This is a genomic window from Micromonospora sp. WMMA1976 (assembly GCF_027497335.1).
Classification (GTDB): Bacteria; Actinomycetota; Actinomycetes; order Mycobacteriales; family Micromonosporaceae; genus Micromonospora; species Micromonospora aurantiaca.
The window spans coordinates 5,808,158-5,829,957 of the sequence record NZ_CP114912.1 but is presented as its reverse complement, the minus strand read 5'-3'; the positions used below and the strand labels follow the sequence as shown (position 1 = coordinate 5,829,957).

Here is a 21,800-nt window from a genome sequence, read left to right as displayed (position 1 = left end):
GTAGCGTCCCGTACATTCTTGTCTCGTGTCAACGCAGGTGCCCCGCCTCCTCTCCGGCCTGGTGGACGACGCCGCGGTCTTCCCACCCGGCAACGCCCCGCTGCCCGACGCGGTGACCGCGCACCGCACCCACCGCACCGCCTGGTACGCGGACATGGTCGGCCCGCTGCTGCTGCCCGCCTCGGAGATCCAGCGCGGATCACTGAGCGGCCTGGTGGACCCGGCCGAGGGCCTGGTCATCGGGCTGATCGGCGACACCGGTCTGGACCAGCTCCCGCAGGCGCTGGACGCGCTCGCGCCCGACGGGCTGGCCGCCCGGCAGATCGAGGCGCCGGTCGCCAAGCGCGGCGAGGACCCGCAACCCGGGCTGTCCGAGCTGCTCGCGCTCGCCGGCCGGCTCGCCGGCACCGCCGTGTACGCGGAGATCCCGCTGACCTTCGGCCTGATGGGCGCGCTCGACACGCTCGCCGAGGCACGCGCCGCCGGGCTGCCGGTGGCCGCCAAGTTCCGCACCGGCGGGCTCGCCGCCGAACTGTTCCCCACCCCGGTCGAGCTGGCCGCGGTGATCTGCGCGTGCCGGGACCGTAAGCTGCCGTTCAAGCTCACCGCCGGGCTGCACCACGCGATCCGGCACCGCGACCCGGAGACCGGCTTCAACCACCACGGTTTCGTCAACGTGCTGGGCGCGACGCTCGCCGCCGTCGGGGGAGCCGAGGTGGACGGCGTGGCCGAGCTGCTCGCCGCCACCGACCCGGTACGGGTGGTCGAGCCGGCCCGGGCGCACCGCGACGCCGAGCGCCCGCTCTGGGTCGGGTACGGCTCGTGCAGCATCTCCGAACCACTTACCGATCTGATCCGGCTGGGGCTGGTGAACGGAGGCTACGAGGCATGACCTGGGTACCAGGGGCGGCGGGGTCGCCGTACGGGGTGACGAACCTGCCGTACGGCGTGTTCCGGCACGGCGGCGGCGAGCCGCGTATCGGCGTCCGCATCGGTGACTTCGCGCTGGACCTGGCCGGCGCGGAGGCCGCCGGTCTGGTGCTGGCCGGCGGCGCGCTGGGTGAGCCGGCGCTCAACGCCTTCATGGCGCTCGGCCGTCCGCAGTGGACGGCGGTCCGGCAGCGGGTCGTCGAGCTGCTCACCGAGCCGGAGCACCGGGCGGCGGTCGAGCCGCTGCTGGTGCCGCTGCGCGAGGTCGAGATGGCGCTGCCGTTCGAGGTGGCCGACTACGTCGACTTCTACTCCTCGGAGCACCACGCCTCGAACGTCGGGCAGATCTTCCGGCCCGGGCAGCCGCCGCTGCTGCCGAACTGGAAGCACGTGCCGATCGGCTACCACGGCCGGGCCGGCACGGTGGTCGTCTCCGGCACCCCGGTGATCCGCCCGACCGGCCAGCGGGCCAGCGCGCAGGGCCCCACCACCGGTGCCTCGGTACGGCTGGACATCGAGGCCGAGGTGGGCTTCGTGGTGGGCGTGCCGAGCCGGCTCGGCGAGCGGGTGCCGGTGGCCGACTTCGCCGACCACGTCTTCGGCGTGGTGCTCGTCAACGACTGGTCGGCCCGGGACATCCAGGCGTGGGAGTACCAGCCGCTCGGACCGTTCCTCGGCAAGTCGTTCGCCACCTCCGTCTCGGCCTGGGTGACGCCGCTGGAGGCGCTGGCCGACGCGTTCGTACCCGCGCCGGACCAGGACCCGCCGGTGCAGGACTACCTGCGCGACACCCCGCGCGTCGGGCTGGACCTGACGCTGTCGGTCGAGTGGAACGGCGAGCGGGTCGCCGAGCCGCCGTTCGCCGGCATGTACTGGACCCCGGCGCAGCAGCTCGCGCACCTCACCGTCAACGGCGCGTCGCTGCGTACCGGCGACCTCTACGCCTCCGGCACCGTCTCCGGTCCGGAGCGCGGCCAGGTCGGGTCGTTCCTGGAGCTGACCTGGGGCGGGTCCGAGCCGGTCAAGTTCGCCGACGGCAGCGAGCGGACGTTCCTGGAGGACGGCGACACGGTGACGATCACCGCCACCGCGCCCGGCCCGGACGGCACCACAGTCGCGTTGGGCGAGGTCACCGGGAAGATCCTCCCGGCCCGCTGAGATCCGACCTTCCGAACCGGCCCCGGTCGCACCCGATGTGCGACCGGGGCCGTTTCCTTCGCCGTTGATCGCTCCGGATCACGTACGCCCCGGCCGGTGGCTCCTCCCGGGAGCCGCCCGCGGTGCCGGGCCGGGCGTACCAGCGAAAGCCGAGAGGAAGGATCGAGCATGACCGAGTTGACCGGTGCCGTCTGGCGCACCAGCAGCCGCTCGAACGATCAGGGTCTCTGCGTCGAGGTGGCGACGAACGTGGTCGCCGCGCACGGCGTGGTGGGCGTACGCGACTCGAAGGACCCGGACGGCCCCGCGCTCGCGGTGAGCCCGCCGGGCTGGGCCGCGTTCGTCACCGCGCTGCGGGGCGGCACGTTCGGAGGCTGACCGCTCGCGCCCACACCGGTGCCCCGGCCGGGGCGCCGGTGGTGGAAATGTCACCGGGAGGCTCCCCGTTTCCGGTCACGGCCCGTACCGTGTACGACACGGGAGGTGCCATGTCGACGGTGACGGTTTCCGCATTCATCGAAGCGCAGGACGCCGACCTGTGGCGGCTGCTCACCGACCTCCCGGCCCGCGCCGACTGGCTCTCGGCGGTGGACGCGGTCGAGGTCGTCGGCACCGGCGGCTTCGGACCGGGCACCGTGTGGCGGGAGACCCGCGTCCGCCCGGACGGCGGCACCGAGCCGGAGGAGTTCGAGGTGATCGAGGCGGTCGCGCCCGGCCGCCTGGTGCTCGGGTCGCGCGGCGCCGGCGCCGACTACCGGATCACCTGGACGCTGCGCACCGTCGAGCGGCGGCGGCGCGGCTGCACCGAGGTCACGGTCGAGCAGGAGGCGGTGCCGACCCGGGCGTACGGGCGGGTGCTGGCCCTGATCCTCGGTGGCCTGGCGGCCCGCGCGGTCGAGGGCGCGCTCCGGCGTGACCTGGCCGACCTGGCGCTGGCCGCCGGTTCCGACCGATCCACCGAGGCCGCCTGAGCCGACCCGGCCGCTCCCCGCACCCCGCCCGCACACGGCCGGTAGGGTGCCGGGGCGGAGGTGACGGATGGCGAAGGCCGCGAGGCGGCGGGCCGTGGTGGCGCTGGTGGCGGTGCTCGCCGTCGCGGCGTCGGTCGCCGTGGTCGTCCGGGTGCTGTCGCCCGCCGAGGTCGACACCCCGGCCCGGAAGTCGTACCCGGAGGTGCCCGCGCCGACCGCCGGGGTGCTCGCGCGGCTGCCGGTGGCGCCGCTCGTCGTGGACGGCCGCCTCCGCGTCTACGCCGGCGCCCGTCAGGTGTACGCCGACCAGCCGGTCACCGGTCGGCACCGGGTCACCCCGTTCTGGTCCTTCCGCCGCTGGCCGGCAACGCTGGTCGGAGTGCTCGCCGAGGGAACCACGGTGGTCAGCCGCTGGTCCGACGGCAAGCTGGTGGCGCTCGACGCGCGTACCGGTCGGGTGGCCTGGCGGGCGGACGGCCCGCGGCCCGGGTCGGTGCCGGAGCCGCGACGCACCTTCGCCGGCACGGTCTGGGATCCGGCCGGGCTGCACGTGGCGCGCGCTGCGGACGGGCGGACCGTGCTGCTCGCGGCCGGTCCGGGCGGGCTCGGCGGCTACGACCTCGCCGACGGCCGCCGGCTCTGGCGCGTCGACGTGGGCAGCGGTTGCCGGTCCGACGTGGGCACCACCGCCAGCGGCGAGCTGGTCGGGGTGGACAGCTGCGACGGCCCGGCCGCGGTCGAGCTGCGGGACGCGGCGACCGGTACGGTGCGGACCCGCTGGCGGCCGCCGGACGCGCCGGAGCAACTCGTCGTCACGCCTGTGGGCTGCCCGCACGGGCACTCCGGTTGCCGTGGGCTACGTACCGCCGGGCCGGACGGCGCGGGCAGCCGGGGCTGGCTGGTGACCGACCCGGGCGAGCCGGCCGCGGCGCCGGGCCTGGACCACCCGGACACGGTGCTGGACGGTGAGCGGGCGGTGGACACGTCCGGCCCGGTGGTGGTCGGACGCTCGGCGCGTACCGGCGAGGAGCTGTGGCGCCGGGCGGACATCCACCCGGCGCGGGTGCTGGCGACCGAGCCGGGACGGGTGCATCTGCTGACCGACCGGCGGGAACTGGTCACCGTGGACCCGCTGACCGGCACCACCCGGTCCAGTTTCGTGCTCGACCTGGGACGGGACGGGATCGGCTGGCGGCCGGGCCGGGCGTACGCGGTGGACGGCTACGTCGCCGTGGAGCGGCTGCGGGAGCAGGCCGCTCCGGAGGACGACGACCAGGGCTACTTCCTGATGGCCGAGCCGGTGCTGCTCGCCGTGACCTGATCCGGACGCCCGGCGCCGGTCCGTAGGGGGTTGACGGACCGACGCCGGGCGCGCCCGGTCAGGCCAGCGCGGCCTCTGCGGCGGCCAGGAACGCGTCGTTCTCGGCCGGGGTGCCGATGGTGACCCGGACACCGTCGCCGGGGAACGGGCGGACGATCACGCCGCGCGCCTCGCACGCCCGGCCGAACTCCACCGCCCGCTCGCCCAGCGGCAGCCAGACGAAGTTGGCCTGGCTGTCCGGCACGTCCGGGACGAACTTGCGCAGCGCCTCGGTGACCCGGTCCCGCTCGGCCACCACCAGCGCGCAGCGCCGCTCCACCTCGTCGGCCTGCGCCAGCGCGGCCAGCGCGCCGGCCTGGGCCGCCATGCTGGTGGAGAACGGAGTGACCACCTTGCGCACGGCGGCGGCCACCTCCGGCGCGGCGACCAGCCAGCCGATCCGCAGACCGGCCAGGCCCCACGCCTTGGACAGCGTGCGCAGCACCGCCACGTTCGGCCGGTCCAGGTAGGTCAGGCCGTCCGGCACCTCGGGGTCGGTGACGAACTCCCGGTACGCCTCGTCGATCACCACGAGCACGTCGTCCGGCATCGCGTCGAGGAAGCGGTCCAGCTCGGCCCGGCGCACCGCCGTACCGGTGGGGTTGTTCGGGTTGCAGACCAGCACCATCCGGGTCCGGTCGGTCACCGCCGCAGCCATCGCGGAAAGGTCGTGGCCGTGGCCGGCGTCGTTCGGCACCCGCACGCTCGTCGCGCCGCTGGTCGCCGCGATGATCGGGTACGCCTCGAAGGAGCGCCACGAGTAGAGCAGCTCGTCACCGGGCAGGCAGGTGGCGCGCACCAGGTGCTCGGCCAGCGCCACCGAACCGCAGCCGGTGGCGATCCGGTCGGCGTCCACGCCGTACCGCTCGGCGAGCGCCTGACGCAGCGCCACCACGCCCATGTCCGGGTAGCGGTGCGAACCGGCCACCGCCTCCGCGACCGCCTCCACCACGCCCGGCAGCGGGCCGTACGGCACCTCGTTGCTGGCCAGCTTGATCGCCTCGGCCAGCCCCAGCTCGCGGGCCAGGTCGGCCGGGCTGCGGCCGGGCACGTAGTTGGGCAGCGCGTCCAGGTCGGCGCGGGTGAGCCGCAGCGCGGGCTGCTGGCGTCCGGTCTCGGTCATGGGGTGTCTCCCGGGGTGTCGGCGCTCTCGGGCGGGGTGGTACGGGTGTCACGCTTGCGGGGGAGCTGGACCACCACCGTCTGCGCCCGCTTGTCGTGCAGGGCCTGGCGCAGCGGATGGTCGAACAGGGGTGAGACCGCGTCGATGAGCTGGAGCACCAGGCCCAGCCCGCAGCAGTACCAGAGCAGCGTCGGCAGGCCGAGCGTGCTCCAGCGCCGGGTGGCCCGGCCGAAGCCGAGCGGCTGGTCCGCCTCGACCGGCAGCGCGCGGATGCCCATCAGCCGCTTGCCGAAGGTCTGGCCGCGCGCCGCCATCGACGGCACCTCGTACGCGTACCAGAGCGCGGTGGCGATCACCAGAATCGCGATCTGGAGGCCGCCGGCCTGGTCGTCGATCTGGGGCAGCCCTTCGGTGGACGTGTCACCGTTGAGCGCCCGGCGCACCGACTCGCGCAGGTACGGGGAGACCGCCTCGACGTAGCGCCAGACGAACCAGCCGTTGACCACGGCGTTGAGCAGGAACACCACGCCGAAGTCGATCAGGCGCGCGACCAGCCGGGCGCCGTACGACGCGAGCGGCAGCCCGTGCGGACGCGGGACCGGCTGCGCACCTGGCCAGTGCGGGTACGGCCAGCCCGGCGGCGGTCCCTGCGTGCCCGGCCCGGCCTGCCCCGGCTGCCCGGGCTGGCCCGGCTGACCCGGCTGACCCGGCCACGGGTTCACCTGACCCGGCTGTCCCGGCCACGGGCCGCCCTGGCCGGGCTGACCCGGCTGACCCGGCCACGGGCTCGGTCCGCCCGGACCGCCGGGCGTGCCGGACGTCGTGGTCGCGTCGGGGCGGCCGCCGGGGTCGGTGGCCTGCTGGCCGGCGGCGGGCGTCGAGGCGGCCGGCGCGGGCTCGGGTTCGGGGGGCGGCGGGCCGTCGGGCGGGGTGACGTCGACCGGGATCGGCGCGCCGATCCAGCCCTCGCCGTCCCACCACCTGCGGGTCTCCGTGTCGGCGGGGTCGACGTACCAGCCAGGTTCCAAACTCACGATGCCGTCCTTGTTCCCGACTGCGGGGCTCGCAGACCCGGCTCACTCCTCGCGCTCACGGGCCAACCTTAACGACGACCGTTCCGGCGAACTTGTCGTGGAGGCACTGCTGCCAGGGCTTGTCCCACAGTTGCCAGAAACCGTCGAGGTAGTTGAGGAACGGCACGAACATCCCGCCGGCGAACTCGACGACCCAGCGCTTGCCGAGCATCCCCCGGCTCAGCGCGGCGTCCGGCTGCAGCGGCACGATCCGTAGCTTCATCACCTTCTTGCCCAGCGTCTGCCCGGTCCGGCGGGCGTACTCGACGTGGTAGACCCAGTAGAAGGCGAGCATCAGCAGCAGCACCCCGAGCTCGGCGGCGAACAACGGCAGGAGTACGCCGGTCCAGAGCTCGGCCGGGTCGGGGCCGTTCGGGCCGGCCTGCTCGATCTCGTCGATCATCCGGACGAAGACGAGGAAGAAGACCGGCAGGAACAGTGCCATCGTCACCGCCACGGCGACGGCGGTGTCGATCAGGTAGGCGAGCAGCCGGTCACCGAAGCTCGCCAGCGGCTGCCCGTTCGGCGCGACCGGAGGCGGGACGGGCATCGGGGCGTACCCGGGTGGGGGGTAACCGGGAGGTGGGTAGCCGGGCGGGCCGGCGTACCCCGGGGGAACGTGCTGCGCGGGCACCGCCGGTCCGCCGGGCGGCGCGAAGCCGCCGCCCGCGGGTACAGGACCGGCGGGCGGCGGCGTCGGGTTCGGAGGAGGCTGGGTCACGCGGACAGTGTTACAGGTTCCCGCGCTTCTCCTGCTCGCGCTCGATCGCCTCGAACAGGGCCTTGAAGTTGCCCTTGCCGAAGCCGAGCGAGCCGTGCCGCTCGATCAGCTCGAAGAAGACGGTGGGGCGGTCCTGCACCGGCTTGGTGAAGATCTGGAGCAGGTAGCCGTCCTCGTCCCGGTCGACCAGGATCTTGCGGGACTGAAGCTCCTCGATCGGCACCCGGACGTTGCCGATGCGGGCGCGCAGCTCCGGGTCCTCGTAGTACGAGTCCGGGGTGTCCAGGAACTCGACGCCCGCCGCGCGCATGGCGTCCACGCTGGCCAGGATGTCGTTCGTGGCCACGGCGATGTGCTGGGCGCCGGGGCCCTGGTAGAACTCCAGGTACTCGTCGATCTGCGACTTCTTGCGGGCCACGGCCGGCTCGTTGAGCGGGAACTTCACCTTGCGGGTGCCGTTGGCGACGACCTTGCTCATCAACGCCGAGTAGTCGGTGGCGATGTCGTCGCCGATGAACTCCGCCATGTTCGAGAAGCCCATGACGCGCTTGTAGAACTCGACCCACTCGTCCATCCGGCCCAGCTCCACGTTGCCGACCACGTGGTCGACGGCCTGGAAGAACCGCTTCGGCTGGAGGCCGGCGTCGATCATCGGCTGGCGGTCCACGATCGGGCCGCGAGCGACGAAGCCGGGCAGGAACGGGCCGGTGTAGCGGGACCTGTCGACAAGGCTGTGCCGGGTGTCGCCGTACGCGGCGATGGACGCCATCCGCACGGTGCCGTGCTCGTCGCTGACGTCGTGCGGCTCGACCAGGCCGGTCGCGCCCTGCGCCACGGCGTGCGCGTACGCGGCGTCCACGTCCGGCACCTCCAGCGCGATGTCGGAGACACCGTCGCTGTGCTTCGCCACGTGCTCGGCGCCGTCTGCGTCCGGGCGGACCGCGCCGGTCAGCACGAAGCGGGCCGAACCGCTTGTGAGCACGTACTGCGCGTGGTCGCGGTAGCCCTGCTCCGGCCCCCGGTACGCCACGCAGGTCATGCCGAACGCGGTGGAGTAGTAGTGCGCGGCCTGCTTGGCGTTCCCCACCAGGAAGTGGACGTGGTCCATGCCCTTGACCGGGAACGGGTCGCGGGTGATGTCGTGGTCGACTGCGCCGACGAGAGCGTCGACGTCGACCTCCTCGGTCGACTGGGGTCGGTCGATCGCCTGGGTCATGGTGGCCTCCCTCGCGTACCGGCCGGCCTCGGGGGCCGCCGTGGATGTGCTCTTCCGGCGAGGATCTACGGACCGCGGTGAGTTGGGCAACAGTTGACGTAATTCCTGGTCAGGTTGTGCATTCGGTACCGTCGGACACCATGAACACTGGTCAGGATGTACAGCTCGACGAGCTCGACGCGCGCTTGATCGAACTGCTCGCGGAGGAGCCCCGGATCGGCGTGCTGGAGTGCTCCCGGCGCCTCGGCGTCGCCCGCGGCACGGTCCAGGCCCGGCTCGACAAGCTCGTCGACCGGGGCGTGGTGACCGGGTTCGGGCCGGACATCACCCCCGCCGCGATCGGGTTCGGGGTGACCAGCTTCGTCACCCTGGAGATCAGCCAGCGGCACGGCCACGACCAGGTCACCGCGCACCTGGCCGCGATCCCCGAGGTGCTGGAGGCGCACACCATCACCGGCTCCAGCGACCTGCTCTGCCGCATCGTCGCCCGGTCGAACACCGACCTCCAACGGGTCATCGACCAGATCGTCGCCTCGGAGGGCATCCGGCGCGCGTCCACCATCATCGCGCTTGCCGAACAGATCCCGTACCGCACGCTGCCGCTGGTCCGCTCCGCCGCCCGCGGCGCCCCTTAACACCCCGGGCCGCCCAAGAAGCGCCGCGACACGCACCGCACGCGGCCCGGGGGACCGGTGATCGTCGCTACCGTGTGCGGTGTGAAGGGCCTAGGGATACGCGGCTGGTTGCTGCTCGGGCTCGTCACCGTGGTCGTACTCGCCGCGACAGGCGTCTGGAACCCGTTCCCGGCGCTGTGGGACTGGGTCGACCGGAGCAAGCCGATCAGCGAGCCCGACGTGGTCTGGCAGCAGCGCGTCGGCGGCACGCCGCGCAGCGTCACCATCGCCGGCGACACCGTGATCGTCGAGCAGCGCACCCGCATCGAGGCGCGCAACCTCGCCGACGGCGGCCAGCTGTGGGAACGCAAGGCCGACTGGTCGGCGGTCGCGGGCAGCGGCCGGGAGTCGGTCGTCGCCGTGGGCAAGCTGCTCGACAAGGGGTACGAGGTGCTCGACCCGGTCAGCGGCGTGACCCGGCGCCGCGACGATCGCGCGATCGCCGTCTGGACCTACCGGAACCTGCTGCTCGACGCGTACTGCGTGCAGGCCACCGACTGCACACTGCGCGCCTGGGACCCGCGCGGCACCGCTCCGCTGTGGAGCGCGTTCCTGCCCGGCGTGCACAGCGGCGTGCTCGCCGACAACCCGGAACTCCTCGGCACCCGGCGGCTCGGCGCCACCCGGATCGACGGCGGAGTGGCCGGGCCGGAGTCCGTCCCGCCGCTTCTCGGCTTCCCGGTCGACGGGCGGGTGCACGTGGTGGACACCGCCACCGGCCGGGTGCTCCAGAACGTCCAGCCCGGCCGGGAGGAGCGGCTCGCCGTGGTCGGCGGCCGGCTGCTGCGGATCGAGGCCACCTCCCGCGACGGGAGCTGCTACTACGCGGTCACCGCCGTGGACCCGGCCACCGGTCAGCAGGTGTGGCGGCGTACCGGGATCAACCTGCGCACCGCCGACTACGCCGGCTGCGTGCAGCGGGAGGACCCGCAGGGTGGACGCAACGTCCTCATCGGGGTCGCCCCGGACGGCCGTGAGGCGGTGCTCGACGGGTACGACGGCCGGCTGCTCCAGGTCGGCGCGGACGGCGAGAAGCTGCTCGCCGTGGACGACCGCTACGCCGTGGTGCGCAGCGCCGACAAGGGTTCGCTGCTGGGCCGGGAGCTGTCGGCCGACCGGACCCGCTGGACCCGCCCGGCGGGCGGCAAGAGCGGCGCGGCGCTCACCCCGTACGCGGCGGTGATCAGCGAGGAGAAGCCGTCCCGGCTGATCGCGGTCGGGCCCCGGGACGGCCGGGTGCTGGTCGAGCTGCGCACCTCCGCGAACGCGCTGGCGGTCGGCCCGAACGGCATGATCATCGGCGAGGGGCGGGAGATCGGGTACGTCCGCTGGGGCGCCGGCACGTCCGAGGCGCCGGGGCCGGACCAGGACGGCGCGCCGGTGGCGCCCGACCCGGGAGGCAGTTGGCGCCCGCCGAGCGACCAGGGAAGTTGCGGACCGAAACGGGAACTCTGCGCCGACGGCAAGTGACAGCGGGTGAGAGGGTCGTCCCAGGACCGACCTGCGGGTGCCACCGATCGACGGCTCTGCCCTAGGCTTTTCGGTCATGAGCAGTGCCGCCGCCTTCTCGTACGCACCCCTGCTGCCGACCGGTCCCGACCAGACCGAATACCGCCTGGTCACCGACGAGGGCGTGGACGTCGTCAACGGCCCCGGAGGCCGCCGGTTCCTCACCGTGGATCCGGGCGCGCTGACCGCGCTGACGGCCGAGGCGATGCACGACATCGCCCACTTCCTGCGCCCGGCCCACCTGGCTCAGCTCCGCGCGATCATCGACGATCCGGCGGCCTCGCCGAACGACCGCTTCGTCGCGCTCGACCTGCTGCGCAACGCCAACATCGCGGCCGGCGGTGTGCTGCCGATGTGCCAGGACACCGGCACCGCGATCGTGATGGGCAAGCGCGGCCGGCACGTGCTCACCGACGGCACCGACGCGGAGGCGATCTCGCGCGGCGTCTACCAGGCGTACACCCGGCTCAACCTGCGCTACTCGCAGCTCGCCCCGCTGACCATGTGGGACGAGCGGAACACCGGCAGCAACCTGCCCGCCCAGGTGGAGCTGTACGCCGAGGACCCGGACGGCCACGCCGACGCGTACAAGTTCCTGTTCATGGCCAAGGGTGGCGGCTCGGCCAACAAGTCCTACCTCTACCAGGAGACCAAGGCGCTGCTGAACCCCACGCGGATGATGCAGTTCCTGGAGGAGAAGCTGCGGCTCATCGGCACCGCCGCCTGCCCGCCCTACCACCTGGCGATCGTCATCGGCGGCACCTCCGCGGAGTACGCGCTGAAGACCGCGAAGTACGCCTCCGCGAAGTACCTCGACGCGCTGCCCACCGAGGGCTCGATGAGCGCGCACGGCTTCCGTGACCTGGAGTTGGAGGCCGAGGTGCTGGAGCTGACCCGCAACTTCGGCATCGGCGCGCAGTTCGGCGGGCGCTACTTCTGCCACGACGTACGGGTGGTCCGGCTGCCCCGGCACGGCGCCTCCTGCCCGGTGGCGATCGCGGTCTCCTGCTCGGCCGACCGGCAGGCGGTGGCGAAGATCACCCCGTCGGGCGTCTGGCTGGAACGACTCGAGACCGACCCGGCGCGTTATCTGCCCGACGTGACCGACGAGACGCTGGAGACCGAGGAGGTCGTCCGCGTCGACCTGAACCGGCCGATGGACGAGATCCGGGCCGAGCTGTCGAAGTACCCGGTGAAGACCCGGCTGTCGCTGACCGGCCCGCTGGTCGTGGCCCGGGACATCGCACACGCGAAGATCGCCGAGCGGCTGGACGCGGGCGAGCCGATGCCGCAATATCTGCGCGACCACGCGGTCTACTACGCCGGCCCGGCGAAGACCCCCGAGGGCTATGCCTCCGGCTCGTTCGGCCCCACCACGGCGGGCCGGATGGACGCGTACGTGGAGAAGTTCCAGGCGGCCGGCGGCTCGATGGTGATGCTCGCGAAGGGCAACCGGTCCGCCCAGGTCACCCGCTCCTGTCAGGCCCACGGGGGGTTCTACCTCGGCTCGATCGGCGGCCCGGCGGCCCGCCTCGCGCAGGACTGCATCAAGCACGTCGAGGTGCTCGAATACGCCGAGCTGGGCATGGAGGCGGTCTGGAAGATCGAGGTGGAGGACTTCCCCGCCTTCATCGTCGTCGACGACAAGGGCAACGACTTCTTCGCCGAGGTCACCAAGCCGGTCCTCACCGTCGGCCGGCGCTGACGTCAGACGTACACCAGGGGCGCTCGGGATCGTCCCGGGCGCCCTCGATGTGTCCGTCGTGCATCGACATCGGTGCGCCTGCCCGGCCGGGTGGCCGGGCAGGCGCACCGCCCCCGTCGGATGCCGTCACCGACAACCGTTGACGAGTCTGGGTGCCGTCGCTATCGGATCGCTATCGCCTCGTCGCGCCGCTCGGTGACCGTCGGGCTACGCTGCTGGAAGTTGCATGGCGGCAGGCGGGGGCGCGGATGCGATTCGGGATCTTGGGGCCCTTGCGGGTCGGCGGCGGCGAAGCCACCGTCACCGCGGGCCGGGATCGCACCGTGCTCGCCATGCTGTTGCTGCGCCCCGGCCGGGTGGTGCCGGTGGAGGATCTGGTCGACGCGGTCTGGGAGGAGCGCCCGCCGGCCACCGCGCGCACCCAGCTCCAGATCTGTGTCTCGCGGCTGCGGCAGCGGTTCGCGGTGCTCGGGCTGCCAGCCGGGACGATCGTCACCGACCCGGCGGGCTACGGCATCCGGATCGAGCCGGACGACCTCGACGCCGACATGTTCGCCCGTGCCGTGGAGGCGGCGCGTGCCGAGGCCGCCGCCGGCCGGCCGGCCGAGGCGCGCCGCCACTACCGGGCAGCTCTTGCGCTGTGGCGCGGCCCGGCGCTCGCCGGCATCCCGGCCGGGGTGGTGCGGCTGCGGGCCCAGGCGCTCGACGAGCAGCGGCTAGCCGTGCTGGAGGACTGCGTCGACGTGGAGCTGCGGCTGCGCCGGGGCACCGAACTGGTCGACGAACTCACCGAGGCCGTCGAGCACAATCCGCTGCGGGAACGGCTGCGAGGTCAGCTGATGCTGGCTCTCTCGGCGGTCGGCCGGCAGGCGGACGCGCTCGCCGTCTACCGGGAGGGCCGACGGATCTACGCCGAGGAGCTGGGCATCGAGCCGGGCGCGGCGTTGCAGGAGCTGCACCAGCGCGTGCTGGCCGGCGACGAGGCGGCGGGCGCGCGCCCGGCGGCCCCGGTACGCACACTGCCCCGGGCCATCCGGGACTTCACCGGTCGTCAGCAGACCATGGCGCGGCTCGTCAAGGACATCGTCGAGGGGGGCACACGGCTGTATCTGATCGACGGGATGGCCGGCAGCGGCAAGACGACCCTCGCCGTCCAGGTCGCGACCGGGTTGCGCGAGCGGTTCCCCGACGCGGAACTCTTCATCGACCTGCACGGCTACAGCGAGCGCAGCCCGCTGGCCCCCGCGGCGGCCGCGGCCACCCTGCTGCGGCAGCTCGGCGTGCCGGCCGAGCGGGTGCCGGTCGACGCGGAGGACCGGCTGGCGATGTGGCGCTCCGAGCTGGCCGACCGGCGGGCCGTGGTGGTGCTCGACAACGCGGCGAGCGCCGCCCAGGCGGCGGCGCTGCTGCCCAGCGGTCCGGACAATCTCGTGCTGGTGACCAGCCGGCGGCGGCTGGCCGGGCTGGACGAGGGGCGTCCTCACTCGCTACCGGTCCTGGACCCGGACGAGGCCGTCGAACTGCTCGGCCGGATCGTCGGCGCCGACCGGGTCGACGCCGAGCCGGCCGCGGCCGCCGAGGTGGTCCAGCGGTGCGGTCACCTGCCGCTCGCCATCCGGCTGGCCGGATCCCGGCTCGCGCACCGTCCGCACTGGCGGGTCGCCGACCTGGCGCGGCGGCTGGCCGAGGCGCAGGACTCGCTGGCCGAGCTGGCGGTCGGCGAGCGGTCCGTCGGGGACGCCTTCACGCTCTCGTACGCGCAGGTCTCGGCGCCGGCCCGGCGGCTGTTCCGGTTGCTCGGACTCCACCCCGGCATACGGTTCGACAACCGGGTGGCGGCGGTGCTCGCCGACGTTCCTCTGCCGGAGGCGCAGGACCTGCTGGACGAGCTGGTGGACGTGCACCTGGCCGAGGAGACGGCCCCGGGCCGCTACCGCCTCCACGACCTGCTCCGGGAGTACGCCCGCCGGTTGCTGGCCGAGACCGAGCGCCCGGAGGAGCGACAGACGGCGGTGGCCCATCTGCTCGACCATCACCTTCAGGTGGCGGTCGGCCTGGCGATGGTCGCCGAGACGAAGCTGGGCGCGCTGAGCCAGGTCGCCTTCCCGCCGCCGCGGCGTCCCGATCTGCTGCCGGCCCCGGGCACGCCGGGTCAGTCCTGGTTCGACGAGAACCGGGCGGCTCTCGTCGGACTGGTGCACCTGGCCGAGTCGGAGGGCCTTCCGGCGTACTGCTGGCAGCTGACCCGGGCGTGCTGGTGGTCCAATTTCGTCGGTGGCCACCTCGACGAACTGGTCGAGACGCATGAGGTGGCGCTGCGCGCCGCCGTCGGGTCGGGGGACGAGGAGGCCGTGGCGATCACCATGAACTACCTCGCCTCGGCGAAGTTCCGGTTGGGGGACTTTCCGGAGGCGATCCGGTTCCTGGAGGCGGGCGTCGACAGGTACCGCCGGCTCGGCCTGCGCCGGGAGCAGGTCCAGGCGCTCTCCAACCTCGCCGCCGTGTGTTTCGGGACCGACGACGCGGAGCGCTGCATCAGGTACGTCGACGAGGCGCTGCGGATCAGCCGCTACCCGGACGACGCGGCGACCATGTCCAGCCTGTTCAACATGCTGTCGGTCGCCGAGCTGTTCCGTGGCCGGTACGACCTGGCCCTCCGGGCGGCCCGGCGGCACATCGTCCTGGGGAGGGAGGCCGGGGATCCGCGGCACACCTCGAACGCGGTCGGCCACCTCGGCATGATCCGGCACCGCCTGGGCCAGACCGGGCCGGCCCGCCGGCTGCTCCGGGCGGCGCTGCACCTGAAACGGAGCACCGCGAACCGGTTCGGTGAGGGGGAGATCCTCAACGAGATCGGCATGATGGAGCGTGAGGCGGGCCGCCCGGTCGAGGCCGCCGACCAGCACCGGGCCGCTCTGCTCGCGATGACCGACGCGGGGGACCGGATCGGGCAGTGCGCCTCCCGTAACCTCCTCGCCCGCGCCCTGCACGACCTGGGCGACGTCGACGCCGCGATCGACCTGCACCGCCGGGTGCTGGACGACGCCACGCGCCTGAGCCTGCGCTACGAGCAGGCGCGGGCCCTGGACGGCCTCGCCCGCTGCCTGCGGCACACCGACCCGGACCAGGCCCGCCGGTATGCCGTGCGAGCGCTGGCGCTGTTCCGCCAGGTCGAGTCGCCGGACCGGCGGGAGACCGAGAGGCTGCTCGCCGAGCTGGGCTGAGGGCCGCGCCACTTTCCCTGCACACCGACCGGCGGCGCGGCAGGATGGAACGCGTGACGACTCCAGAGGCGACCGGCTACCGGATCGAACGCGACTCGATGGGCGAGGTGGAGGTGCCCGCCGAGGCGCTGTGGCGGGCGCAGACCCAGCGCGCGGTGCAGAACTTCCCGATCTCGGGGCGCGGGCTGGAACCGGCCCAGATCAAGGCCCTGGCGCAGATCAAGGGTGCGGCGGCCCTGGTCAACGGTGAGCTGGGGGTGATCGACGCGGACGTGGCGCAGGCGATCGCCACCGCTGCCGCGCACGTCGCAGAGGGCGGCTACGACGACCAGTTCCCGGTGGACGTGTTCCAGACCGGTTCCGGCACCTCGTCCAACATGAACACCAACGAGGTGATCGCCACCCTGGCGAGCCGCGAGCTGGGCCGCGACGTGCACCCGAACGACCACGTCAACGCGTCGCAGTCCAGCAACGACGTCTTCCCCACCTCGATCCACCTGGCCGCCACCCAGTTCGTGGTGGAGGATCTGATTCCCTCGCTGAAGCAGCTCGCGGGCGCGCTGGAGGAGAAGGCGGCCGAGTTCGAGACGGTGGTCAAGGCCGGGCGTACCCACCTCATGGACGCCACGCCGGTCACGCTCGGGCAGGAGTTCGGCGGCTACGCCGCGCAGGTCCGCTACGGCGTCGAGCGGCTGGAGTCGGCGCTGCCCCGGCTGGCCGAGCTGCCGCTGGGCGGCACCGCCGTCGGCACCGGCATCAACACGCCGCTGGGCTTCGCCGACCGGGTGATCGGCAAGCTGCGGGAGTCGACAGGGCTGCCGCTGACCGAGGCGCGCAACCACTTCGAGGCGCAGGGCGCCCGGGACGCGCTGGTGGAGACGTCCGGCCAGCTCCGTACCGTCGCGGTCGGTCTCTACAAGATCGCCAACGACGTGCGGTGGATGGGCTCCGGCCCGCGTGCCGGGCTGCGTGAGCTGCGCATCCCCGACCTCCAGCCGGGGTCGTCGATCATGCCGGGCAAGGTGAACCCGGTGGTGGCCGAGGCGATGCGGCAGGTCTGCGCCCAGGTGATCGGCAACGACGCGGCGGTGGCCTTCGCCGGGTCGCAGGGCGACTTCGAGCTGAACGTGATGCTCCCGGTGATGGGCCGCAACCTGCTGGAGTCGATCAAGCTGATCGCCGCGTCCAGCCGGCTGTTCGCCGAGCGGCTGGTGGCCGGCCTGGTCGCGGACGCCGAGGTCTGCCTGGCGTACGCGGAGGGCTCGCCGTCGATTGTCACCCCGCTCAACCGCCACCTCGGGTACGACGAGGCCGCCTCGATCGCCAAGGAGGCGCTGGCCAAGCAGGTGTCCATCCGCGAGGTGGTGATCGCCCGGGGGCACGTCGACTCGGGCACGCTCACCGAGACCCAGCTGGACGAGGCGCTGGACCTGCTCCGGATGACCCACCCCTGAGCCGGCGCCGGTAATTGCCTCGACCCGTCACAGGGGGCGCGGCATGATCCGACGGTGCGTGACGACGGCGGGGTGTTGCTGGAGACCGCGCGGCTGACGCTGCGCCGGTTCACGATTGACGACGTGGATCGGCTGGTGGCGCTGGACGCCGATCCGGAGGTCATGCGCTTCCTGACCGGCGGCGCGCCGACCTCGGCCGCGACGTACCGGGACGAGGTGCTGCCCCGGGTACTCGCGCAGTACGACAGGTTTCCCGGGCTCGGCCGCTGGGCGACGCTCGACCGGTTCACCGGCGAGTTCCTCGGCTGGCACTCGCTCGACCCGTCCGACGACGGCGCCGAGGCGGAGCTGGGCTACCGGCTGCGCCGCGCCACGTGGGGGCACGGGCTGGCGACCGAGGGCGCGCGGGCGCTGGTGCGGCACGCGTTCGACACGGTCGGCGTCCGCCGGGTGTGGGCCCAGACGATGGCGGTCAACGACCGCTCCCGCGCGGTCATGGCCCGCGCCGGGTTGCGTTACGTCCGCACGTTCCACCTGGCCTTCGACGACCCGATCCCGGGTACGGAGCACGGCGAGGTCGAGTACGAGCTGCGCCGCGACGCCTGGCCCGGGACGCGTCAGGAGTGGGACGCGGCGGCCCTGCGGGCCCGGTAGGCGCTCACCGCGGCGCGGTTGCCGCAGCCGGCGTCGCAGAACCGGCGCGACCGGTTCCGGGACAGGTCGACGAGCACGTTGTCGCAGTCCGGGTGGTCGCAGTGCCGCAGCCGGCTCAGTTCGCCCATCCGGACCAGGTCGGCCATCGCCATCGCGGCCTCGACCGCCATCCGGGTCGCCAGCGGCGCGTCCCGCGGCACGGCGTGCAGGTGGTACGGCTCGTCGTCGTGCCGCACGAGTTGCGGCAGCGCGTGCGACTCGCGCAGCAGCGCGTTGACGATTGCGACCACCTCGTCGGTGTCGCCGTACCAGATGCGGCGCAGCCGGGGCCGCAGCGCGCGGACCTGGCGCAGTTCGGCGTCGGTGTGCTCGTGCCGGCCGCTCCAACCGTGGGCGGTGAAGAACGCGTCCAGGGCGGCCACGTCGGGCAGCCCTTCCCGGTCGTCGCCGGCGGTGTTCACCAGTGCGGCGACGCTGACCAGCGCGCATTCGGTGTCATGGGCGAAAAGCAACTTGACTCCTGTCGGAGGCTACGCCTAGCGTCATCAGCATAACCTTCCTTGACTCATGACCAGGAGATGCCGATGCGTGAACGGTCCGGCGTCGGGCTCGGCCTGGCACTGCTCTCCGCGATCACGTTCGCCACCTCGGGCACCTTCGCCCGCCCGCTGATCACCGGCGAGTGGACGGCGGTCGCCGTGGTGATCGCCCGGGTCGGCATCGCCGCGCTGGTGCTCGCCGTCCCCGCCGTGCTCGCGCTGCGCGGCAGGTGGAACGTGCTGCGCCGCAACGCGGGAACCGTGGTGCTGTTCGGGCTGCTCGGCGTGGCCACGGCGCAGGCGTGCTTCTTCAACGCGGTCCGCTACCTGCCGGTCGGCGTGGCGCTCCTGCTCGAATACCTCGGCATCGTGCTCGTGGTCGGATGGATGTGGCTGGTCCACGGGCAGCGCCCTCGGCTGCTCACTGTGGCCGGCTCGGTCATCGCCCTGTGCGGGCTGGTGCTCGTCCTCGACCTCACCGGCGCCGGACGACTCGACCCGGTGGGCGTGCTCTGGGGCCTCGGCGCGGGCGTGGGACTCGCCGGATACTTCGTCATCGCCGGCCGGATCGACGCGGGCCTGCCCTCGGTCGTGATGGCCAGCGGCGGCATGGCCGTCGGGGCGCTGGCGCTGCTCCTGCTCGGCGGCATCGGAGCGCTGCCGCTGGCGGCCGGCACCGCCGACGTCACCTTCGGCGGGCACCGGGTGAGCTGGCTGGTGCCGATCGCCGGGCTGTCGCTGATCGCCGCAGTGGTCGCGTACCTCGCCGGTGTCGCCGGCACCCGGCTGCTCGGGGCACGGCTGTCCTCCTTCGTGGGTCTGACCGAGGTGATGTTCGCGGTCCTGATCGCCTGGCTGGTGCTCGACGAACTGCCCAGCCTGATCCAGCTGGCCGGCGGCGTGCTCATCCTCGGCGGCGTCGCCCTGGTCCGGGCGGACGAACTGCGCGGTACACCGCCGGAACCGGCTGACGCACCGGCCGAGCCGGTGCTGACCGGCGAGCGATGAGCGGGCCGCCCGGCGCCGTCGTCTTCGACGCCGACGAGACACTCGTCGACCTGCGCCCGGCGATCACCGGCGCGCTCGTCGCCGTACTCGAGGAGATGCGGCGGCGGACCCCGGCGGCGGCCGCTGTGGTGCTCGCGGACCTGGAGGGGGACTGGGGTGCGGTCTTCGGCGCGCTCAGCGCCGCCCCGGTGCAGGAGATCCGGCGGGCCGCGCTGGCCCGGTCGCTGGCCCGGGCCGGGCTGGAGGCGGACCTGGACGAGTTCGCGGCGTTGTTCTTCGCCCGCCGGTACGCGCTGAGCCGGCCCTTTCCCGACGCGCTGCCCGCGCTGGCGGCGCTGCGCCCGCACCACGTGCTGGGCTTCGCCACGAACGGCAACAGCCGCGCCGAACGCTGCGGGCTCGCCGGGCAGTTCGCCTTCGAGCTGTACGCGCACGAGGGTGGCCTGCCCAAGAAACCGGCGCCGGAGTTCTTCGCGGCGGTGGTGGCCGCGTCCGGGCTGCCCGCCGCGCGCATCGTCCACGTGGGCGACTCGCCGGAGCACGACGTGGCCGCCGCCCAGCGGGCCGGGCTGCGCGCGGTCTGGCTCAACCGGGCCGGGTTGCCCCGCCCGCGCGGCCTCGAACCGGACGCCGAGGTGTCCTCGCTCGCCGGACTGTCCACGGTGCTCGCCACCTTGATGAGCGCGAATGCCTAGTTGCCGCCGATAACGGACGTCGATCTGGCGGAACCGGCTCCCGTGATGTGGGATGACACCACGTCCCTCAACGAGAGGATCTGATGTGGTGAGCAAGCGCTTCACCGTCGGCGCGGTCGCTGCTGCGGCCTCGCTGGCACTCACGGTGACCGGCCTGAGCATCCCGGCGAACGCCGCGCCGTCGGAGTTCCGGACCTTCACCGTGCTGGCCGAGAGCGGCGTCTCCAGTGACGCCGCGGTCGCCGCGATCACCGCCGCCGGTGGCAAGGTCGTCGCCCGCACCGACGACGTCGGCCTGTTCCAGGTCAGAAGCGACCGGGCGGACTTCGCCAGCCGGGCCACCGCGGCCGCTGCGCTGGTCGGCGCGGCCGAGGAGAAGGCGATCGGCCGCAAGCCGAAGCTGGACCGGGTCGAGCAGGAGCACCTGCTGGCCGCCGCGGCGACCAAGGGCAAGGCCGCCAAGGGCAACGGCAAGAAGATGGACCCGCTCGACGACAAGCTCTGGGGTCTGGACATGATCCGGGCCGACAAGGCCCGCAAGATCGAGCCGGGCGACCGCCGCGTCACCGTCGGCATCCTGGACACCGGCGTCGACGCCAGCCAGCCCGACCTGGCGCCGAACTTCAACTGGGCGCTGTCGCGCAACTTCGCCCCGGACATCCCCGAGGTCGACGGCCCGTGCGAGGTGGCGAGCTGCCTCGACCCGGTCGGCACCGACGACGGCGGGCACGGCACGCACGTGGCCGGCACCATCGGCGCCGCCGCGAACGGCTTCGGCCTGTCCGGCGTGGCCCCGAACGTCTCCCTGGTCGAGCTGAAGGGCGGCCAGGACAGCGGCTACTTCTTCCTCAACCCGGTGGTGAACGCCCTGGTGCACGCGGGCCGGTCCGGGCTGGACGTGGTGAACATGTCCTTCTACGTCGACCCGTGGCTCTACAACTGCACCGCCAACCCGGCCGACTCGCCGGAGGCGCAGGCCGAGCAGCGCACCGTCATCGAGGCCATGAAGCGGGCGCTCAACTTCGCGCACCGCAAGGGCGTCACGCTCGTCGGCTCGCTCGGTAACAACCACGAGGACCTGGGCGCACCGCGCACCGACGTGAGCAGCCCGGACTACGGCGCCGACCCGTACCCGCGCCCGATCGACAACGCGACCTGCTGGGACCTGCCGGTCGAGGGCCCGCACGTGATCGGCGTGTCGGCGGTCGGCCCGTCCGGCAAGAAGTCGGACTACTCGAACTACGGCACCGAGCAGATCTCGGTGGCGGCTCCGGGCGGCTGGTTCCGCGACGGCTTCGGCACCGACACGTACCGCACCGACGCCAACATGATCCTCTCCACGTACCCGAAGAAGGTGCTCCAGGAGGAGGGGTCGGTCGACGAGAACGGCGACATCGTCGCCGGCTTCGAGAACTCGGTGTTCAAGCAGTGCACCGCCAAGGGTGAGTGTGGCTACTACACCTACCTGCAGGGCACCTCGATGGCGTCCCCGCACGTCTCGGGCGTGGCGGCGCTGATCGTCAGCAAGCACGGCAAGAAGGAGGGCCGCAACGGCTACGGCATGGCGCCGAACCTGGTCGAGCAGCACCTCTACCGGACGGCGGCCGAGCACGCCTGCCCGGAGCCGCGGCTGCAGAGCTACACCAACGAGGGCCGGGACGCCGAGTTCGACGCGTACTGCGCGGGCTCGCTGAACTTCAACGGCTTCTACGGCTACGGCATCGTCGACGCCTACGCCGCGGTGAAGACCCCGGTCAAGCCCAACGTTCGACCGTAACGACAGTTC

Annotated in this window: 19 protein-coding genes; 14 read left to right on the top strand and 5 right to left on the bottom strand. The window is 73.1% G+C overall.

Going from position 1 to position 21,800, the window contains the following annotated elements; genetic code table 11:
• The first annotated feature begins 25 nt into the window (after positions 1–25).
• The 5 genes from O7546_RS26935 (at position 26) to O7546_RS26915 (ending at position 4,380) form a co-directional block, all read left to right on the top strand.
• Positions 26–892, top strand: coding sequence for a hypothetical protein (locus tag O7546_RS26935; RefSeq protein ID WP_269697758.1), 867 nt, complete (start codon positions 26–28; stop codon positions 890–892).
• Positions 889–2,088, top strand: coding sequence for a fumarylacetoacetase (fahA, locus tag O7546_RS26930; RefSeq protein WP_281600181.1), 1,200 nt, complete (start codon positions 889–891; stop codon positions 2,086–2,088). Before O7546_RS26935 ends, fahA begins: the two co-directional genes overlap by 4 nt.
• A 168-nt stretch (positions 2,089–2,256) precedes the next feature.
• Positions 2,257–2,466 (top strand): DUF397 domain-containing protein, encoded by a 210-nt coding sequence (locus O7546_RS26925; RefSeq protein WP_194801919.1) that lies wholly within the window; start codon positions 2,257–2,259, stop codon positions 2,464–2,466.
• 110 nt (positions 2,467–2,576) lie between these two features.
• Complete coding sequence (locus O7546_RS26920; RefSeq protein WP_135242307.1) at positions 2,577–3,059, top strand: SRPBCC family protein; 483 nt, start codon at positions 2,577–2,579, stop codon at positions 3,057–3,059.
• A gap of 67 nt (positions 3,060–3,126) precedes the next feature.
• A complete protein-coding gene (locus O7546_RS26915; RefSeq protein WP_194801918.1) occupies positions 3,127–4,380 on the top strand; it encodes a PQQ-binding-like beta-propeller repeat protein in 1,254 nt (417 codons plus the stop codon).
• A 58-nt stretch (positions 4,381–4,438) separates the two neighbouring features.
• Here O7546_RS26915 and hisC read toward each other — a convergent pair whose 3' ends face one another.
• From hisC to hppD, 4 genes are all read right to left on the bottom strand, one after another.
• A complete protein-coding gene (gene hisC, locus O7546_RS26910; protein WP_135242305.1) occupies positions 4,439–5,542 on the bottom strand; it encodes a histidinol-phosphate transaminase in 1,104 nt (367 codons plus the stop codon).
• Positions 5,539–6,576, bottom strand: a complete 1,038-nt coding sequence (locus O7546_RS26905; protein WP_281600180.1) for an RDD family protein — start codon at positions 6,574–6,576, stop codon at positions 5,539–5,541. Before O7546_RS26905 ends, hisC begins: the two co-directional genes overlap by 4 nt.
• 55 nt (positions 6,577–6,631) lie before the next feature.
• Positions 6,632–7,165 carry an RDD family protein gene (locus tag O7546_RS26900; protein WP_281600179.1) on the bottom strand — a complete coding sequence of 178 codons (534 nt, stop codon included), beginning with the start codon at positions 7,163–7,165 and terminating at the stop codon, positions 6,632–6,634.
• A gap of 181 nt (positions 7,166–7,346) precedes the next feature.
• Positions 7,347–8,552, bottom strand: coding sequence for a 4-hydroxyphenylpyruvate dioxygenase (hppD, locus tag O7546_RS26895; RefSeq protein ID WP_013288921.1), 1,206 nt, complete (start codon positions 8,550–8,552; stop codon positions 7,347–7,349).
• Positions 8,553–8,692: 140 nt separating this feature from the next.
• Here hppD and O7546_RS26890 point away from each other — a divergent pair, with 140 nt between their 5' ends.
• The 6 genes from O7546_RS26890 (at position 8,693) to O7546_RS26865 (ending at position 17,772) form a co-directional block, all read left to right on the top strand.
• Positions 8,693–9,187 carry an Lrp/AsnC family transcriptional regulator gene (locus tag O7546_RS26890; protein WP_194801915.1) on the top strand — a complete coding sequence of 165 codons (495 nt, stop codon included), beginning with the start codon at positions 8,693–8,695 and terminating at the stop codon, positions 9,185–9,187.
• A gap of 72 nt (positions 9,188–9,259) precedes the next feature.
• Complete coding sequence (locus O7546_RS26885) at positions 9,260–10,696, top strand: PQQ-binding-like beta-propeller repeat protein (RefSeq protein ID WP_194801914.1); 1,437 nt, start codon at positions 9,260–9,262, stop codon at positions 10,694–10,696.
• A 76-nt stretch (positions 10,697–10,772) separates the two neighbouring features.
• The gene (locus O7546_RS26880) at positions 10,773–12,440 is read left to right on the top strand and encodes a fumarate hydratase (protein ID WP_013288918.1); all 1,668 of its coding nucleotides are present in this window, start codon (positions 10,773–10,775) and stop codon (positions 12,438–12,440) included.
• 248 nt (positions 12,441–12,688) lie between these two features.
• Positions 12,689–15,664 carry an AfsR/SARP family transcriptional regulator gene (locus O7546_RS26875; protein ID WP_194801913.1) on the top strand — a complete coding sequence of 992 codons (2,976 nt, stop codon included), beginning with the start codon at positions 12,689–12,691 and terminating at the stop codon, positions 15,662–15,664.
• 44 nt (positions 15,665–15,708) lie between these two features.
• Positions 15,709–17,118: a class II fumarate hydratase gene (locus tag O7546_RS26870; protein WP_194801912.1), complete on the top strand. Its 1,410-nt coding sequence runs from the start codon at positions 15,709–15,711 to the stop codon at positions 17,116–17,118.
• A 54-nt stretch (positions 17,119–17,172) separates the two neighbouring features.
• On the top strand, positions 17,173–17,772 hold the full coding sequence (locus O7546_RS26865; RefSeq protein ID WP_194801911.1) for a GNAT family N-acetyltransferase: 600 nt from the start codon (positions 17,173–17,175) through the stop codon (positions 17,770–17,772).
• Here the strand turns inward: O7546_RS26865 and O7546_RS26860 are convergent.
• On the bottom strand, positions 17,736–18,284 hold the full coding sequence (locus tag O7546_RS26860) for a CGNR zinc finger domain-containing protein (protein ID WP_135242298.1): 549 nt from the start codon (positions 18,282–18,284) through the stop codon (positions 17,736–17,738). The two genes, O7546_RS26865 and O7546_RS26860, sit on opposite strands and share 37 nt — an antisense overlap.
• 72 nt (positions 18,285–18,356) lie before the next feature.
• On the opposite strand from O7546_RS26860, the gene O7546_RS26855 reads away from it, so the two are divergent.
• From O7546_RS26855 to O7546_RS26845, 3 genes are all read left to right on the top strand, one after another.
• Positions 18,357–19,319, top strand: a complete 963-nt coding sequence (locus O7546_RS26855) for an EamA family transporter (RefSeq protein WP_194801910.1) — start codon at positions 18,357–18,359, stop codon at positions 19,317–19,319.
• Positions 19,316–20,014 (top strand): HAD family hydrolase, encoded by a 699-nt coding sequence (locus O7546_RS26850; protein ID WP_194801909.1) that lies wholly within the window; start codon positions 19,316–19,318, stop codon positions 20,012–20,014. Before O7546_RS26855 ends, O7546_RS26850 begins: the two co-directional genes overlap by 4 nt.
• 88 nt (positions 20,015–20,102) lie before the next feature.
• Entirely contained in the window at positions 20,103–21,791 is a 1,689-nt protein-coding gene (locus O7546_RS26845; protein ID WP_194801908.1) for a S8 family serine peptidase, read from the top strand.
• Positions 21,792–21,800: the final 9 nt, after the last annotated feature.